Genomic DNA, 16,516 nt, shown 5'->3' with positions numbered 1-16,516 from the left:
GTCGTAAAATTAAAAATAATTCTAGTTTTACAGTTCACATTTGCAATAAACAAATCTACATATATCAAAGCGGATTTCAACATAAAAAAGTACCTACCCGAAGATAAGCAAGCTTGGGATTCCTTTATTGACAGTGCTAAGAATGCTACATTTTTGTTCAAAAGGGATTTTATGGACTACCACAGCGATCGTTTCGAGGATTTTTCGTTGATGGTTTTTAAGAATGAGGAGCTATTTGCCGTACTTCCCGCTAATCGGAAGGATAATCGTGTTATTTCCCATCAGGGGCTTACGTATGGAAGTCTGGTGCTTCAGAAAAGTGCCAAGTTGCTATCAGTTTTTGAAGCTTACAAACTGCTATTGATTTTTCTCGCTTCGGAAGGGATTGAGAAACTCGATATTCGGGTGATTCCTTCATTTTACAATACAATTCCTTCAGACGAGTTGGAGTATTTGTTATTTCTGTCTGAAGCCAAATTGGTAAAACGAGATGCCATTATGTTATTGGATTATCAACATAAGCTAAAGTTCCAGAAAAATAGGAGAGAAGGCATCAATAAAGCAATTAGGAATGGCTTGGTAGTTACGGTAGACGATAATTTTGAAGGATTTTGGAATGAGATTTTAATTCCAAATTTACAACAAAAGCACGGAGCCGCTCCGGTTCATAATTTGGTAGAAATAGAATTATTAGCAAAACGATTTCCGAAGCATATAAAACAAGTAAACGTTTATAAAGACAATAAGATCGTTGCCGGAACGACTGTCTTTCTAACAAAAACTACGGTGCATCCACAATATGTTTCCGGTAACACCGATAAAAACGCTTATGGTAGTCTTGATTTGGCCTATGATTTTTGCATCAATCATTTCAAAGACGGCAGAAGATATTTCGATTTTAATACCTCTTCCGAAGAAAATGGAAAAGTATTAAATGAGGGATTAATATTTTGGAAAGAAAGCTGTGGCGCACGTACGTTTACGGTGGATAATTACGTTGTAGATACAGCCGTTGGGCAATCACTAACCTTAGCTTTAAAATGATTCCATTTTTAGACCTTCATAAGATCAACGCACGCTATGATGCCGAATTTCAAAAGAGGTTCAAAGCATTTCTAGATTCGGGATACTACATCTTAGGCACGAATGTAAAAGCCTTTGAAGAAGAATTCGCAAACTATTGTGGAACAAAATTTTGTGTAGGAACGGCAAATGGACTAGACGCCTTACGATTGATTTTGGAAGGCTATAAGATTCTAGGACGATTAAAAGATGGTGACGAAGTTCTGGTGGCATCAAACACATACATAGCCACGATAATCGCTATAAAACAGGCGGGCTTAACACCAGTTTTAGTAGAAGCCGAAGCTAGCTTGTTTAATTTCGATTTAACTGCTCTGGAAGCGGCAATCAACAAAAAAACAAAAGCCATCATGCCTGTTCATTTATACGGACAGCTTTCGCCTATGGATGAGATAAATGCCTTGGCTAAAAAGCATAATTTACTAGTGATCGAAGACGCAGCCCAAGGTCATGGAGCAAAGTCTGCCAAGGGGAAGCTTGCTGGAAACTTAGGAGATGCGGCTGGTTTTAGTTTTTATCCAACAAAAAATTTAGGCGCTTTAGGCGATGGCGGCGCTGTAACGACTAATGATGAAGAACTAGCATCGATTATTTCAAAACTTCGTAATTACGGAGCTTCCTCTAAATATGTGAATGATTACTTAGGTGTCAATTCAAGACTAGATGAGGTACAGGCAGCTTTTTTGCGTTGTAAACTTCCCGATCTGGATGCAGACAATGCTAAACGACGTTTAATTGCAAAACGCTACCTTTCAGAAGTAAAAAATCAAAAGCTAAAACTTCCGATATGGGATGAAGTAGGGAGTCATATTTTTCATCTGTTTGTAGTTATGGTTGAAGATAGAGATGCTTTTATGAAGTATATGAAACAGCATGAAATAGGAACTCTTATTCATTATCCCATTCCGCCGCATCAACAACAAGCTTTTGCTGAGTTCGGACATTTAAGCTTTCCTGCGACCGAAAAAATACATAAAGAAGTGGTTAGCATTCCCATGAGTCCGATGCTTTCTTCGGAAGAGGTCGATCGGATTGTGGAGGTTTTGAATAATTATTAGTAGGAATTAGGAAACAGAGAACTGGAAGCTGGAAGTAGGAAGCTAGGAGTGGGATGATGGAAGTAGGAAGCTGGGTGCTGAAAGTAGAAAGTTAAATTGAAAAATGTCACTTCGAGTGATTTCAGAATGACTGATAAGGAATTATGAAATTGTATCGAGAAGGAGTGATTTCTTGAAGTGGCAACGAAAAGAAATAGTATCGAGAACAACCAATAACCAATAACTACTTGAAAATCCCAGAATTTATTCGTGCTAATTTACTGCTCAAAGTGACCTCTTTGAATGCCGTGGTGATTAGTATTCGATTGTTTATATCAATCTTTGTGCAGCGGCTTATCGCCGAATTGGTGGGGGAGGCGGGAGTATCGAAAATTGGACAACTTCGAAATCTAACAGAATTACTCACATCTTTCTCTTCTCTTGGAGTTTTTACTGGTGTTGTAAAATATGTTTCTGAACATAAATCGGATAAGGAGCAGCTTCAGAAACTTTTCTCGACGGTTTTTGTAATGAGTTTGCTGGGAATAGTAATTACCTCGCTCGTTCTATTTTTTGGAGCCAATTATATAAGTGAATATCTATTTGTTACGACAGAGTACGCTTATCTAATCAAATTGTTAGCGGTAATCGTGCCGTTTATTAGTTTATACAGGATTTTTAATGGCGTTGTTAACGGCTTGTCGATGTATAAGAAATTTGCCAAAATCGACATTTTCGCTTATTTGGCGAGTGCCGGTCTTCTGGTATACTCCTTACTAGAATATAATATTGATGGCGCTTTAGTTGCCATCGCAATTACGCCAATTATACAGTTTATCGTATTGATGATTATATTCTTTAAAGTCTTGAAAGAGTATATTCAGTTTTCAAAACTTAGTTTTAAAACTCCAATGTTGAATGTATTATTAGCTTTCTCATTGATGTCATTTTTCTCGACGGTGTTATTGAATTTCGTTGACATTGAGATTCGATCTATGATTATAGACAAGATCACCGAAGCAGATGCTGGTATTTGGACTGCCATGACCAATATTTCGAAGAATTATATGGTTTTTTCAAGCTCCATTTTTACGCTTTATGTGCTTCCTAAATTCGCCGGAATTTATTCCAAATCTGAGTTTAAAACGGAAGTGTTTTCAATTTACAAAACGCTTTTACCAATTTTTGGGCTAGGGATGATAGCGGTTTATTTTGGACGAGAATATATCATCCAACTTATATATCCTGGCTTCGATAGTATGTCTCCCTTGTTTAAATGGCAATTACTTGGGGATTTTGTACGCTTGGCAACGATAGTTATCGGGTATCAGTTTCTAGCTAAAAAGTTGGTTCGCAGTTTTATTTTTTCTGAAATTGTCTCAATAGGTTTATTTTACATATTTGCTTACTATCTTACAAACGAATATGGTGTGGAAGGAGTAGTGATGGCACACTTCTTTAGATATGTAATATGTTTCTTCTTAATTTTTTATCTGGTAATTCGTTACTTTAAGAAACAATCCAAGTTGCAAGTAGAGGACTTAAATCCTGAAGACGATGAATAATTATATAGTAAAAATACTTTTGGCACTTCGGAAGTTGAAATATTCCTTTTATTCTAACAATAGCAGAGTTAAGGGGACTTTCAACCAGTATCAACCTGTTGTGAAACGCGGGAAAGGAAGCATTTCATTTGGCGAGAATGTCAATTTTGGAGTGATTAATTCACCTCACTTTTATAATGGTTATATCTATATTGAAGCCAGAACTGAAAATTCAACCGTCGTTTTTGGGAATAATATTCATGTAAATAATGGCTTTTCTTTAGCTTCGGAAAAAAGTATTACCATAAAAGATGATGTGCTCATCGGATTCAATTGTCACATTATTGACAGTGATTTTCACAATTTAGATCCGTTGAAACGAAAAGAAACAGACCCCTCACCACAGGCAGTTCTCATCGAACGAAATGTTTTTATTGGTAATAATGTAACCATTTTAAAGGGAGTGACGATAGGAGAAAATAGTGTTGTAGCTAGTGGATCGATTGTTACAAAATCGTGTCCTGCAAATGTAATAGTAGCCGGGTCACCTGCTAAAGTTGTTAACGAACTTTTAGCCAAAAATTAAGACCATTTTTCCAAATACCTTTTCGCAATCATTTTGTGATCGTGTTCTCGTTCAATGAAGAGTCGGGCGGCTTGGCCAATAGGTTGCAGCATTTCAGGATTATCGATTAACATGCTTATTTTTTCTGCGATTTTAATTGCGTTGGGTAGGGCGTTGATGCAAACTTCATCTTCTTTTAATCTGTATTCGTCCAGAAATTCTTGTTCGGCACCTGTGAAAACTACTTTTCCTTTAGCCATCGCCTCCAATGCATTGTATCCTTGATCGTAAGCGTAGACTTGGTCTAGTATGATATGAGCTTCGTTATAACGTTCTATATATTCTTCATATGGAAGACTTTCAGCAGTTATAATTTTCACCCTTTCTTTATATTTTTTCTGAATGATCACCAATGCTTCTTCAAAAAGTGGAATCCCTTTCTTGTGATAGGTAAACCGATTAATCCCTAAAAAAATGACTATTTCCTTCTGAAGCTGTTGAGGTACATATTTTAATTTAGAACAATTCACAGGGTTCGGAACTAGTCCGAGGAATTTGGGATGCCCTTCCAGGGGTAGTTTATAATCCATATCTGAAGCAATAACTCCCTTGATGTGATCAAATACCAAATTATGTGTTTTCCGATGTTGAGGATTGTCGTAATCGAGAATGTATTGGTATTCCGGCTTCAGTTTTGGATTTTCAAAATAGGGATCCATTTGCGAGTATCGAAATTTCTTCCGAAGCATAAATTCTACGCTAATGATGTCTATTCCGCAGGAAAGCAGGAAAGTACTTTTGTTTTGTTGAAACAATTTCTTGAGCAAATATCGTTCAAATCGAGGCGTAGTTTTAATGGGTTTCTCATTGATGAGTTGCACTACATCGAAACCTTTCAATTTACTGAGATGAAAGTAAAAACGTAATCCCTTTTCCCAAATTGCGAGATCGGTTTTAAAAACTTTGTAAAATCCCTTCCGAAGAAAACTAAAAAAAGGAAGGTCGAATGTTTTTGGTCGGATAGAAAGATCTACCGGGAAATTTTTGAATTCATCTCCATCACCAATGATTGTTACTTCATGGCCTAAAGTGATAAGTCCCTCTTTTAAAGTATTATGAAGTCTGCTGTATTCACCGACCAATAAAATCTTCATAAATAAGTATATTTGAGACCAAGTTAGAGATTCTAAAATGATAAAACAACCTCAGTACAAAATTGCATTGGTTGGTGATTCCCTTAGTGAGGGAGGCGCTGAACGGGTGCAGGCGAGGTTGTCGCTATTTTTCCATTCAAAAGGCGTTGAAGTACACCATATTATCGTCCGGGATTTGGTGACTTACCAGTACGCCGGCATCCTTTTTAATATGGGGAAGTTGAAAAAAGAATCCAATTCTTTCAGCAATCGAGTAGGACGTTTTGCTGCGCTTCGGAAATATTTAAAAAAAAATCAATTTAATTATATCATTGATTTTAGAGTCAAGAATCGTTTTCTTCAGGAATTCCTAATTACTCGCTTATTGTATAAAGCACCTTATGTTATGACGATTCGGAGTTTTAATACTGATTATTATTTTCCGAAGAATAACAAATTAGCAAAGGCGATTTTTAAGAATGCCTACGGATTGGTAACCGTTTCGAAGGCACTTCAGAAACATGTGGAACACGAATTTGGATATAAGAATGTAACCACCATTTATAATCCGCTGTTTACAAAGGAAATTGAGGAAAATGCTTCTTCAGATAAAATTTTCGATTTTGATTATCTCGTCGGAATAGGACGGTTTCATGATATCAAACAATTCGATCATTTAATAAGGGCTTATGCCGCTTCCGAAGCAGCCTCAAAAGGAATTAAACTTGTTTTAGTGGGAGATGGAGAAGATAAATTCAAGTTGACAAAACTGGCAAACGACTTAGAGGTTTCTAAAGATGTAGAATTTGTTGGCCAGAAGAAAAATCCCTTTCCTTATTTAAAACAGGGGCTTTTTACAGTGCTTTGTAGTAAAAATGAAGGTTTTCCCAATGTACTTATCGAAAGTCTGGCTTGTGGTACTCCTGTTGTTGCTTACGATTGTGAATCGGGTCCTAACGAAATAATTTCGAACGAAGTTAATGGTTTATTGGTGAAAAATCAGGATATTGAGGCTATGACGAAGGCTATTAATAGAATGCTCGTTGAGAAAGAACTATATCAAAAATGTGTGTCAAATGCCAAATCCAGTATAGCCCGTTTCGATGCCGAAAATATTGGTAACGATTGGTTAGAATTTTTAAATATACCTGTAAATTCATGAATATAGAGATCATTCAACTTCCGAAAATAGAAGATGTAAGAGGTAATATTTCGGTCATCGAAAAAGATATAATTCCTTTTCCAATTAAGCGTGTTTATTATCTGTATGATGTTCCAAGTAGCGCTGCACGTGGAGGACATGCGCATAAAGAGCAATTTGAATTATTGATTCCTATTTCAGGAAGTTTCGATGTGGTCGTGAATGATACCAATGAAAAACGAACAATTACCCTCAACAAGCCAAATATAGGTTTGCTAATAAAAAGCAACGTATGGCGGGAACTTGATAATTTTTCTTCGGGAGCTGTTTGTTTAGTGATCTCATCCGGGGAATTCTTAGAATCAGACTATATTCGCGAGTTTAAGGATTTTGAGGATTTTGTGTCTGGGAAATAGAAGTTGGGAGTTGGAAGCTGGGAGCTAGAAGTTGGATGTACGCTTGAAGTTTTATTTTCATCTCACATCTCACATCTCACATCTCACATCTCACATCTCACATCTCCGGTCTTTTATCTTTCATATCACAAAAACATCCCCCTAGCCCCCTTCGAAGGTGGGATTTGCATAAACAATAAAATCATTTGGCTAAGTTTTGACTCCCTTCTTTTGAAGGAAGGGCTAGAGATGGATGTTAAACAATGTTGGTAGTAAATACGAATCACTTTCTCACTTCTCAAATCTCCAGTCTTTAGTCTTTTATCTAACAAATACATCCCCCTAACCCCCTTCAGAAGGGGGGATTTGCATAAACAATAAAATCATTTGGCTAAGTTTTGACTCCCTTCCTTTGAAGGAAGGGCTAGAGATGGAACTTAAACAATTTTGGTAGTAAATACGAATCACTGTCTCACTTCTCACTTCTCAAATCTCCAGTCTTTTGTCTAACATCTAACATCTAATAACTATTCACCTCTATCCCAATTTTCTGAAGCAGTAATTTACCTCTAGTAATGGCTTTAGTAATCATTTTTGGGGAACGCAGTAGGATTCGTTGTTTTGCCGTTAGATTCTTAAAATCTATGTTTTTTGTTAGTTTCTGAAAGGTTTCAGAATCGCCGGAAAGCTTGAATATTTTCGCCATGAGATACCGCTGAAAATCTAAATATTTTTTGATGTCACTTCTACTTCCGAAGAGACCTTCATAGAAATCATAATCTGGAATGGTTTTGCCTAGTAAACTGCCTTGAGTAATCTGATTTTCCGAAGCAGCTAAATAAATAACCAATGGAGAATTATAATACGCCATTTTAAAAGCTTCATGCGCCCGAATGTTGAAATCGACATCTTCACTGTAGTTTATGGATTCGTTGTACACTCCAACAGTTTCAAACACCTTTTTGTGAACACAAAGGCAGGAAGGGTAGTAGATCGTCTGATTCAAATTCGATTCAAAAAAGTTGGGTACGATGCCATGTTCATCAAATCCCGGAATGTCGAAAGGAAAAGTAATGCTTTTACCATTTGCTAATCTCACCTCATATTTTGTAGCAAAGATGGAGGCTTCAGAATACTCTTTTATAAGGAAATCAATTTTCTCCAAAAAGTCATTCTTCCAGAGATCATCAGCATCCAAAAAAGCAATATAATTTGAAGTTGCATTTTTAATTCCGGTATTTCTAGAAGCCGAAAGACCTTTGTTTTCTGAGTGTTCAATGATTTTAATACGTGGGTCTTTAAATTCTTTGGCAATTTCCAGGCTATTGTCGGTTCCACAGTCGCTTACCACAATCACTTCAAAATCGGAAAACGATTGGTCTAATACACTTTGCAAAGTAGCCACTATATAGTTCTCCTTATTGTAAAGTGGGATTATGACCGTAAATCGACTCATATTAAGCAGTAGATTTAGTTAAATAATAGCCCAACCGATAAACATCAAATACAAATAAGGAGGGTTTTGAAGACAATAAATTAACTTCCATCTTTTTCCTAAAACTGCGATATATCCAACGAACTCCGCCGGACAAATGCAAGCGATTTATCTTATCAGCGAACTGTGAAAGTCTGGTTTCTTCAGCTTTAATGAGGCCGTCCTTTACAAAAAGTCGTAAAGCCTCAACAGCTTCGTTTGATTTCCGAAGAAAAACAGAACTGGTCTCCAAACCTAAATGCATTACAGGATTATCGATATGCTGTACTCGAATATTGTTCTTTTTAGCATCCAACGCAAATAAGGTGTCTTCATGCCTTAGATTTGGAATTTCCTCATTGAATTTCATGATCTTAAAAACATCTTTCTTTATAAGAAAACTCAAAGTTAAAAAGCTTAGGTGTGGCTTCTTAAGTCTCTCTTCTAATGGCAGGGCTTCACGTGCATTTCCATAAGCCCAGCGCAATATCTCGTCTTCAGGAGGCATTTCAGACTGATAAACAATTCCTCCATATATAATCTGTGTCGTGGATTCTAGTGCTTCCAGATAGTCACTTATATAATCTTCAGAAATAAGCATGGTATCGGCATCTAAAAAGATAAGCGTATCGAAAGCGGCAGTTTTAGCCAATAAATTTCTGATGGCACTCCGACCTATGTTTTTTTCTAAAATTTTGTAAGTAGCGTTGGGTAGGGAGTTGATGCTTTCATTTTCTGTAGGCGGTTTCGGAGAACAGTCGTCGAAAACTACAATTTCGAATGTTATCGCCAATTTTTCAGCCTGCGCAGCTAACTTTTCAGCCAAGGGGAAAACATTGTAATTATATGTCGGAATCAAAATCGAAAGCATACGCAAAGCTACTAAAATATAAGCTGCTATTTTCGAGCTTCAAGCACCGTTTCGGATAGGAATCCTTCCCTATTATTTTTTTCTTCTGAAAAACTTTGAATTTCAATGGTAAATCCTGCTTTTTCAAGTCTTTCTTTTAAACCGTGAACCGAATATACTCTTACATGATCCTCTTGTCCGAAAGCTTTTAGGCGTTCTTCTTCTGAAATAATTGAATAATCTTCATAGATGTCGTTTCCTTCTTTAAATGGTGTTTGAATAAGGCAAAGTCCGCCAGGTTTCAACACCCTATATAATTCCTTCATGGCTTCGGTGTCTTCAATTATATGTTCTAGAATATGATAACATATGATAAGATCGAAGCTATCATCGTCGCAAGGGATATTGGTGATGTCATACTGAAATTGTGCAATGAATTCATCTTCAAAATCGGTACTGTGATAAGTGATATTTTTATCGGCATTGAGTATTCTGTAAAGACTTCTTGAAGGGGAAAAATGCAAGATATCCCCTTTAATGAGTGCGTTTTCTTTCAATATGGAATATAACCTACGGGTACGGGCTCGACTTCCGCAAAACGGACAAAGCAGGTCGTGGTCGTCTAATTCAACAAAGCTTTTTAAGGAATGATTGCACGTATTACATTGGTAGATTTTACCACGGTAATGAAAGGCAAAAACAGACCTTAGAAATGTCTCGTGTTTGTATAATAATTTCTTCGGAAGCAGTCTTTTCGCAAGCTTTTTAAAAACCGAGTACATAGATAAGTAGCTTTTTAATTGATTTCTATCAATTTTGAACGGCAAATGTATAAATTTGTTAAAGAACCATTTCAAGAAAATAGTGCAAACGAAGCTCTTCTTTATTATTTTTTGTTTTTTTACTGTAGTTGCCTCAGCGCAATACGATTATACGTGGTTTTATATTCGAGCGAACGATACATTGGTACAACCTGAATTCGAGAAGGTTAATGATGAATTAAAGTATGTTGGAACCGATATCGCTCTTAAATCTGTGTTAGATCGTCATAGAATCTATAGCTTCAAAAAAACCTATCGAAAAGCTAGAAAACAATTTTTAAAAAGAACCTTCTTTGTCATGTGTGATGATGAAAGTCTTTTTTACGATTTACTTGAGAACGCCTCACATGCTTTTATTTCCGGAGAAATCGTTCCGGAGGAAGATAAAAAGATTTATGAGCCCAATGACTACGGACTTACAAGTACTATAGGTGAAAATTTAGGATTACCGGCAAATCTGGATTATATGGATTATTTAGGAATGCCCGAAGCTTGGTATTACACAACCGGCTCCCCCGAAACCATTATTGGGATATCTGATGGTGGCATGGATACTACAGACCTCGATTTTAAAGGGAAGACTAAGATTTTTCATAAATCGGCTTACTCTGATGGGCATGGTGTCACAATTGCTTCTATAGCAGCAGCTCAAGGGGATAATGCCTATGGAATTCCGGGTGTTTGTTACGATTGTAGTATTTATGCCACCCGTTACGGAATTTACACTAATTACCAGCAGCTAATAGAACTTTCGAAGGCAGGGGCTAAAGTAATTAATTGCAGTTTCGCAGTTGGTGTACATGATCAGAAGGGTCAGGATTCGATCAATAAGATATTTAATAATGGGACAGTTATCGTAGCTGCTGCGGGAAATCAGAATTGGATAAAAAGTGAATTTGGTAAATTGGAGCTTTATCCGGCTTCGTATGACAATGTGATTTCCGTTTCATGTATAAATTACAAATATCCGTTTGGAACAGATAATATTACTTTGGAACCCGATAAGCAAATGTATTATGCCGAAAACATAAAACACCATCTTGCTCGAACGATGGGTTTTTTAGATAATGACACTTTAAAAAGTAATTACAACTATCGCGTTTCGGTTACTTTGCTCAATAAAAAAGTGGATTTGCTTACGCCTTCTGCGGGTCTTGTGAAATATTCCAAATTTGCCAAAGAAGGGAATTTAGAGTATATCTGGGGTTCAGCATCTTCGCCAACAGCTCCTGCTGTGACTGGAGCGGTCGGGCTCATGTTTTCATTATACCCATGTTTACCTGCAGATGAAGTTGAAACCATTTTAAAATTCACAGCATCAAATATTGATTACGTCCCTCAAAATATAATGTTTGTTGGGAATTATGGAGCAGGAGCTTTACATGTTGGTGACGCTGTGGAAATGGTTTATCAGTTGTATTCAAAAAAGCAAACGGCGGTGATTAAGAATCAGAATTTTTCGCGATGGGACTTTAAGCTCACCTCTTTATCTGAAGCTGTCGAAATGCAAAATCAGAAGTTTACAGATTCTTCCACGCTGAAACTCACAGCTAGACGCCGAATTGTACTTAAACAAAATACTACTTTAAAGCCGGGTATTGACGGAAATATCTCCTTAAAAATTGATACGAATCTTCAAAAAGAATGCGACTTGCAATTGAGAGATCCAAGTATTGAGGATGGCAATTAGATGTGAGATGAAATAGTTGAGATGTGAGACATTTCCTTAATGTACTTTGAATTTATAAGTATAATTCAGTACAGCATCCAGTAAATTTCTACGATCACACGGTTTTCTGTACTACTTCAAAAATCTGATTTTCGTCGCATTTTAGTGTTTTGGAAGGATATTTTAGTAAAAGTGCATAATCGTGGGTTGCCATTAAGATGGTGTTTCCGTTTTTGTTGATTTCTTGTAGCACCTCCATCACTTCCACGCTGGTTTGCGGATCCAGATTTCCTGTTGGCTCATCGGCGAGGATAAGTTCAGGGTCATTTAGTAATGCCCTGGCAATCGCTACTCGTTGTTGCTCACCACCTGATAACTGATAGGGGTACTTAAAACTTTTGGTTTTCATTGCTACCTTGTCCAATACCGCGTCGATTCGGGTATCCATGGCGGCCTTGTCTTTCCAACCGGTCGCGTTTAAAACAAAGAGTAAATTGTTTTTTACTGTTCTGTCGTTTAACAATTTAAAATCCTGAAAAACCACTCCTAATTTACGGCGTAGAAACGGAATATCATTTTCTTTCAATGTTGGTAAATCGTAACCAACAATGTTTCCTTCTCCTTTGGTTAAAGGCAGATCCCCGTAAAGCGTTTTCATGAAACTACTTTTTCCGGTACCTGTTTTTCCTATCAAATAAACGAATTCCCCTTTTTCTACCGTGACGTTCACGTCAGATAAGATAAGGTTCTCTCTTTGAAATACAGAAGCATTTTTTAAGCTTAAAACAGTTTCGGGCATAAAGGAATTAAATTATCAATTATCAATGAAACGCTATAATTTATAATCTAGCGTCTAATGAAAAGCAAAAGTATTATTTTTTCGTTCATTTCTGAAGTTTATTCACAGCTTCCTTCAAGGCATTAATTTGATCTTGTTGTTCGAGAGTGTAAAGGGTTAGTTCTTCTATTTTCTGAAGCAATAACATATTCATCTTCTTTAATAAAAGTCCTTCTTTTTCTATTTCTTCTGCGGAAGGAATTTCTGGTAGGTGGTGATTTTCGGAAATAAAGGCAGCTACTTCTTCTAATGTAAGTAAAATATATAGCGGGTTTTCTTCTGAAGCACCTTCAAAATAAGAAGTAAACACATAGTCAGGAATTAACGCACCTTCCATGTCAACCTGCACTTCCTGTGCGTGAATTTGACCTTTCACTGTTAGAAGAGCGTCCGGTGACTTAGTACCTATCCCAATATTACCATCTTTTTCAGTAATGTTCTTGTAACGTCGCTGTCCGAAGCTAATGGCAGTAATAAGCATGATCCCGATTAGAATAAGATTTTTCATAAGTTTGTAATGTTTCAGAAGTTTCAAGGTATAAAAATACAGTTATTTTTGGAAGAAGATCTTTCCGAAGTGAATCTAAATGAATGAATCTCCCTTTCCGAAATCTGAAATCAGCCTTAATTTCTAATCCTTCTAATAGCTAAAAAACTTATAGATCCGTTATCATCACAATATCTTTCATTTATTTAACTATCCGATTCAATAAATTTCGCAACATATCGTTTTAACAAATGAAAAAGGTTGTGTGTTTCAGAAAAAACGGTGTGAGAAATCGACAATTAATCAGGTAAAATTCTCTTAATAAATCGTTTATAAATAATTCGTACTTCTGTTATTCTTTATCCTTCTTCAAGATGAAATAGAATATCTTTGAACTCTCAAAAAACAACATAAGAAATGTTTAAAAACCTCATAATCGCTTCCATTTTCCTACTTATTTCGGCGACTTCAATATCACAGCAAACGGCTGTGTTTACTAATGATTTGGTGGATTATAATCAGGCATTAGAACTGTATAACAACAACCAGTTTCTAGCGGCTCAAAGTCTGTTTGCCAAGTTAAAAGATTCGGCTAAAGAGGAAACAGTTAAAAGTGACTGTTCCTACTATATCGCCAATTGTGCGGTGCGATTAAATCAGCAGGATGCCGATCAGTTAATGGAGGATTTTGTAACTAATTATCCTACAAGCATTAAGCGTAATTCTGCTTTTATAGATGTCGCTAACTATTATTTCGAGAACGGAAAATATTCGCATGCCCGAAAGTGGTACGATAAGGTTGATGAGGGAAGCTTAAGCCGAGGCGAAAAGGATCGATTTAATTTTAATAACGGCTATGCTTTCTTTAAGAGTAAGCGTTACAATGAGGCTAAAAAGTATTTTAATAGGGTAAGTACTTCGGAAAAATACGGATCACAGGCAAAATATTATTTGGGGTTCATTGCTTATGAAGGAGATGAATATGAAGAAGCCAACGAACTATTTGAAGAAGTAAAGGATGAAGAGCGCTATGCCGAAGGGCTTTCCTACTACCAGGCAGATATGAATTTTAAGTTGGGAAAGTTTGATAAAGCGATTTCCCTCGGAAAAGAACAATATGACAAGTCTAATCCGCAAGAAAAAAGTGAGCTTTCAAAGATCATTGGTGAAAGTTATTTTAACCTTGAAAAATATGCGGAAGCCATTCCTTACTTAAAAGATTATAAAGGGAAACGCGGTCGCTGGAATAACACCGACTACTATCAATTAGGATATGCTTATTATATGCAAGGCGACTATTCTAACGCGATAAATGAATTCAATAAAATTGTAGATGGACGAAACTCTGTTGCGCAAAATGCTTACTACCATTTGGCTGAGTCTTATGTGAAGTCAAACCAAAAGCAACAGGCTTTGAATGCTTTTAAAAATGCTTCTGAAATGGATTTTAGTGCGGAGATTCAGGAGGATGCTTGGTTAAACTATGCCAAATTAAGTTATGAGATTGGGAACAGTTATCAGCCGGTACCTCAGGTGATTTTGTCTTTTATAGAGAAGTATCCAGATAATAAGCATCAAGAAGCATTGAAGGATTTACTAATTGATTCGTATATCACCTCTAAGAATTACAAAGCTGCGATGGAGCTGTTGGAAAACAACAAATCCTTTGAAAATAAACTTGCTTATCAGAAGGTTGGTTTTTATCGTGGAATAGAATTATATAATGCCGGAAGTTATAAAGAAGCGATCGATTTCTTTAATAAATCCCTAAAAGAACCAAGAGACGCTTCCTTCACCGCCAGAGCTACTTATTGGAAGGCGGAAAGTGATTTTCAATTGTCTAAATTCGATGAATCTCTTATTGGATACAAACAGTATTTACAATTACCAGGAGCTTCAAAAACACCGGAGTTTAAGAATAGTTCGTATAACCTGGGTTATAATTATTTCAAATTAAAGGATTATTCCGAAGCTATCACAAACTTTAAAAAATTTGTATCCGCTACCAATTCCGAAGCTGCCAGAAAAAATGACGCTTATCTAAGATTGGGAGATAGTTATTTTGTAACAAGTCAGTACTGGCCAGCAATGGAAAATTATAATGCGGCTATCGAATCTGGTTCGAACGATAATGATTATGCGCAGTTTCAGAAGGCAATAAGTTATGGCTTTGTCGATAGAACCGACACTAAAATCAAGGAATTGGACGCCTTTATTAGTGGCTATCCAAAATCTATTTACAGGGATGATGCCTTGTATGAATTGGGTAATACTTATGTTTCTCAGAATAAAAATTCCGATGCCATTAATGCGTACGATCGTCTTGCCCGAGAAATCCCGAAAAGTAGTTTTGTATCTAAATCACTTCTGAAGAAAGCATTAATTCTAGATAATACGGGGAAAAGTAATGATGCATTATTGCTATTTAAAAGAGTTGCGAAAGATTATCCGTCTACTCCTGAAGCGATGCAGGCTGTGTCTTCCGCAAAGATCATTTATATCGATCAGGGAAAAGTTGGCGATTATGCGTCTTGGGTGAAAACGTTGGACTTTGTACAAGTGGAAGATACCGAATTGGATGATGCAACTTATCAGGCAGCTGAAAAACCATATTTGGAAAATAAAGTGGGGCAGGCAATCACCAGATTTGAAGATTATTTAAAACAGTTTCCAAATGGTAACCATGCTTTAGAAGCTAATTTTTATTTAGGACAAATGTACTTTGCCGATGGGAAAAGTGATAAGGCTATTCCGCATTATGAGTTTACGGTTTCTAAGGAAAGAAGTGAGTTCACAGAACAAGCTCTGGCGCGTATTTCTGAATTGTACCTAGCCAAAAAAGACTATGCCAATTCGTTGAAATATCTGAAACGCCTCGAAAGCGAAGCAGATTTCCCACAGAATATCATATTTGCCCAAACCAATAGTATGAAGGCAAGTTATGAGCTTAAAAACTATGCTGAAGCGGTGGCTTATGCCGAAAAAGTGTTGTTAAATGCTAAAATCGATAATGCCATAAAGAGTGATGCTCAAATAATAATTGCTCGCTCTGCCATAAAAACCAATGACGAGAATAAAGCCAAGAAAGCTTATGCCGAAGTTTCTAAAATAGCGACCGGACAATTAGCCGCAGAGGCATTGTATTTTGAAGCTTATTTTAAGAATAAGGACGGTAATTTTAGCGGCTCGAATGATTCAATTCAGAAATTGGCTAAGGACTATTCAGGGTATAAATACTTTGGTGCCAGAGGCCTGTTATTGATGGCAAAGAACTTTTATGCCCTGGAAGATGCTTATCAGGCTACCTACATTTTGGAAAGTGTGACTAAAAATTTCACCGAGTTTACAGATGTAGTGGATGAAGCTAAAGTAGAACTAGCTAAAATTAAAGCGGCCGAAGCTAAAACGAATTCTTCAGTAGAAGTCGGAAAGAATTAATCGATCGAACTACTTATCCAATTCAAAAGAACCTCAAACAA

Annotated in this window: 14 protein-coding genes; 8 read left to right on the top strand and 6 right to left on the bottom strand. The window is 36.6% G+C overall.

From position 1 onward, the window contains the following. Positions 1 to 171 precede the first annotated feature (171 nt). The 4 genes from BXY75_RS15950 (at position 172) to BXY75_RS15935 (ending at position 4,250) form a co-directional block, all read left to right on the top strand. Positions 172 to 1,044: a GNAT family N-acetyltransferase gene (locus BXY75_RS15950; protein ID WP_245962997.1), complete on the top strand. Its 873-nt coding sequence runs from the start codon at positions 172 to 174 to the stop codon at positions 1,042 to 1,044. Beyond that, entirely contained in the window at positions 1,041 to 2,141 is a 1,101-nt protein-coding gene (locus BXY75_RS15945; RefSeq protein ID WP_121908777.1) for a DegT/DnrJ/EryC1/StrS family aminotransferase, read from the top strand. The genes BXY75_RS15950 and BXY75_RS15945 overlap by 4 nt, the downstream gene beginning before the upstream one ends. 227 nt (positions 2,142 to 2,368) lie before the next feature. Further along, complete coding sequence (locus BXY75_RS15940; protein WP_121908776.1) at positions 2,369 to 3,685, top strand: O-antigen translocase; 1,317 nt, start codon at positions 2,369 to 2,371, stop codon at positions 3,683 to 3,685. Continuing rightward, the gene (locus BXY75_RS15935) at positions 3,678 to 4,250 is read left to right on the top strand and encodes an acyltransferase (RefSeq protein ID WP_121908775.1); all 573 of its coding nucleotides are present in this window, start codon (positions 3,678 to 3,680) and stop codon (positions 4,248 to 4,250) included. Before BXY75_RS15940 ends, BXY75_RS15935 begins: the two co-directional genes overlap by 8 nt. Here BXY75_RS15935 and BXY75_RS15930 read toward each other — a convergent pair. Continuing rightward, a complete protein-coding gene (locus BXY75_RS15930; RefSeq protein ID WP_121908774.1) occupies positions 4,247 to 5,383 on the bottom strand; it encodes a glycosyltransferase family protein in 1,137 nt (378 codons plus the stop codon). The genes BXY75_RS15935 and BXY75_RS15930 overlap by 4 nt on opposite strands. Before the next feature lie 37 nt (positions 5,384 to 5,420). On the opposite strand from BXY75_RS15930, the gene BXY75_RS15925 reads away from it, so the two are divergent. Further along, positions 5,421 to 6,524, top strand: a complete 1,104-nt coding sequence (locus tag BXY75_RS15925; RefSeq protein ID WP_121908773.1) for a glycosyltransferase — start codon at positions 5,421 to 5,423, stop codon at positions 6,522 to 6,524. Then, positions 6,521 to 6,919, top strand: a complete 399-nt coding sequence (locus BXY75_RS15920) for a sugar 3,4-ketoisomerase (protein WP_121908772.1) — start codon at positions 6,521 to 6,523, stop codon at positions 6,917 to 6,919. Before BXY75_RS15925 ends, BXY75_RS15920 begins: the two co-directional genes overlap by 4 nt. Positions 6,920 to 7,418: 499 nt before the next feature. Here BXY75_RS15920 and BXY75_RS15915 read toward each other — a convergent pair whose 3' ends face one another. The 3 genes from BXY75_RS15915 to BXY75_RS15905 are packed head-to-tail and all read right to left on the bottom strand — an operon-like array spanning position 7,419 to position 10,004. Next, entirely contained in the window at positions 7,419 to 8,354 is a 936-nt protein-coding gene (locus BXY75_RS15915) for a glycosyltransferase family 2 protein (protein ID WP_121908771.1), read from the bottom strand. A 1-nt stretch (position 8,355) separates the two neighbouring features. Beyond that, positions 8,356 to 9,243, bottom strand: a complete 888-nt coding sequence (locus BXY75_RS15910) for a glycosyltransferase family 2 protein (protein ID WP_121908770.1) — start codon at positions 9,241 to 9,243, stop codon at positions 8,356 to 8,358. 26 nt (positions 9,244 to 9,269) lie between these two features. Next, on the bottom strand, positions 9,270 to 10,004 hold the full coding sequence (locus BXY75_RS15905) for a methyltransferase domain-containing protein (protein ID WP_121908852.1): 735 nt from the start codon (positions 10,002 to 10,004) through the stop codon (positions 9,270 to 9,272). A gap of 82 nt (positions 10,005 to 10,086) precedes the next feature. On the opposite strand from BXY75_RS15905, the gene BXY75_RS15900 reads away from it, so the two are divergent. After that, a complete protein-coding gene (locus BXY75_RS15900) occupies positions 10,087 to 11,733 on the top strand; it encodes a S8 family peptidase (RefSeq protein ID WP_147437299.1) in 1,647 nt (548 codons plus the stop codon). A gap of 94 nt (positions 11,734 to 11,827) precedes the next feature. Here the strand turns inward: BXY75_RS15900 and BXY75_RS15895 are convergent, their stop codons facing one another. After that, positions 11,828 to 12,511, bottom strand: coding sequence for a cell division ATP-binding protein FtsE (locus BXY75_RS15895; RefSeq protein ID WP_121908768.1), 684 nt, complete (start codon positions 12,509 to 12,511; stop codon positions 11,828 to 11,830). Positions 12,512 to 12,596: 85 nt separating this feature from the next. After that, positions 12,597 to 13,058, bottom strand: coding sequence for a hypothetical protein (locus BXY75_RS15890; protein ID WP_121908767.1), 462 nt, complete (start codon positions 13,056 to 13,058; stop codon positions 12,597 to 12,599). Positions 13,059 to 13,454: 396 nt separating this feature from the next. Between BXY75_RS15890 and BXY75_RS15885 the strand changes: the two genes are divergently transcribed. Beyond that, on the top strand, positions 13,455 to 16,475 hold the full coding sequence (locus BXY75_RS15885; RefSeq protein ID WP_121908766.1) for a tetratricopeptide repeat protein: 3,021 nt from the start codon (positions 13,455 to 13,457) through the stop codon (positions 16,473 to 16,475). Positions 16,476 to 16,516: the final 41 nt, after the last annotated feature.

The organism is Ulvibacter antarcticus (assembly GCF_003688405.1).
Lineage (GTDB): Bacteria > Bacteroidota > Bacteroidia > Flavobacteriales > Flavobacteriaceae > Ulvibacter > Ulvibacter antarcticus.
Note: the sequence above shows the minus strand (reverse complement) of the source record. Positions and strands in the feature narration are given on the sequence as shown.

What these genes read in the sequence shown, in the direction of transcription:
- BXY75_RS15945 (WP_121908777.1), top strand. Translation starts at nt 1,041, where the DNA reads ATGATTCCATTTTTAGACCTTCATAAGATCAACGCACGCTATGATGCC.
- BXY75_RS15930 (WP_121908774.1), bottom strand. Translation starts at nt 5,383, where the DNA reads ATGAAGATTTTATTGGTCGGTGAATACAGCAGACTTCATAATACTTTA.
- BXY75_RS15910 (WP_121908770.1), bottom strand. Translation starts at nt 9,243, where the DNA reads ATGCTTTCGATTTTGATTCCGACATATAATTACAATGTTTTCCCCTTG.
- BXY75_RS15885 (WP_121908766.1), top strand. Translation starts at nt 13,455, where the DNA reads ATGTTTAAAAACCTCATAATCGCTTCCATTTTCCTACTTATTTCGGCG.
- BXY75_RS15895 (WP_121908768.1), bottom strand. Translation starts at nt 12,511, where the DNA reads ATGCCCGAAACTGTTTTAAGCTTAAAAAATGCTTCTGTATTTCAAAGA.
- BXY75_RS15925 (WP_121908773.1), top strand. Translation starts at nt 5,421, where the DNA reads ATGATAAAACAACCTCAGTACAAAATTGCATTGGTTGGTGATTCCCTT.
- BXY75_RS15920 (WP_121908772.1), top strand. Translation starts at nt 6,521, where the DNA reads ATGAATATAGAGATCATTCAACTTCCGAAAATAGAAGATGTAAGAGGT.
- BXY75_RS15950 (WP_245962997.1), top strand. Translation starts at nt 172, where the DNA reads ATGGACTACCACAGCGATCGTTTCGAGGATTTTTCGTTGATGGTTTTT.
- BXY75_RS15890 (WP_121908767.1), bottom strand. Translation starts at nt 13,058, where the DNA reads ATGAAAAATCTTATTCTAATCGGGATCATGCTTATTACTGCCATTAGC.
- BXY75_RS15935 (WP_121908775.1), top strand. Translation starts at nt 3,678, where the DNA reads ATGAATAATTATATAGTAAAAATACTTTTGGCACTTCGGAAGTTGAAA.
- BXY75_RS15915 (WP_121908771.1), bottom strand. Translation starts at nt 8,354, where the DNA reads ATGAGTCGATTTACGGTCATAATCCCACTTTACAATAAGGAGAACTAT.
- BXY75_RS15905 (WP_121908852.1), bottom strand. Translation starts at nt 10,004, where the DNA reads ATGTACTCGGTTTTTAAAAAGCTTGCGAAAAGACTGCTTCCGAAGAAA.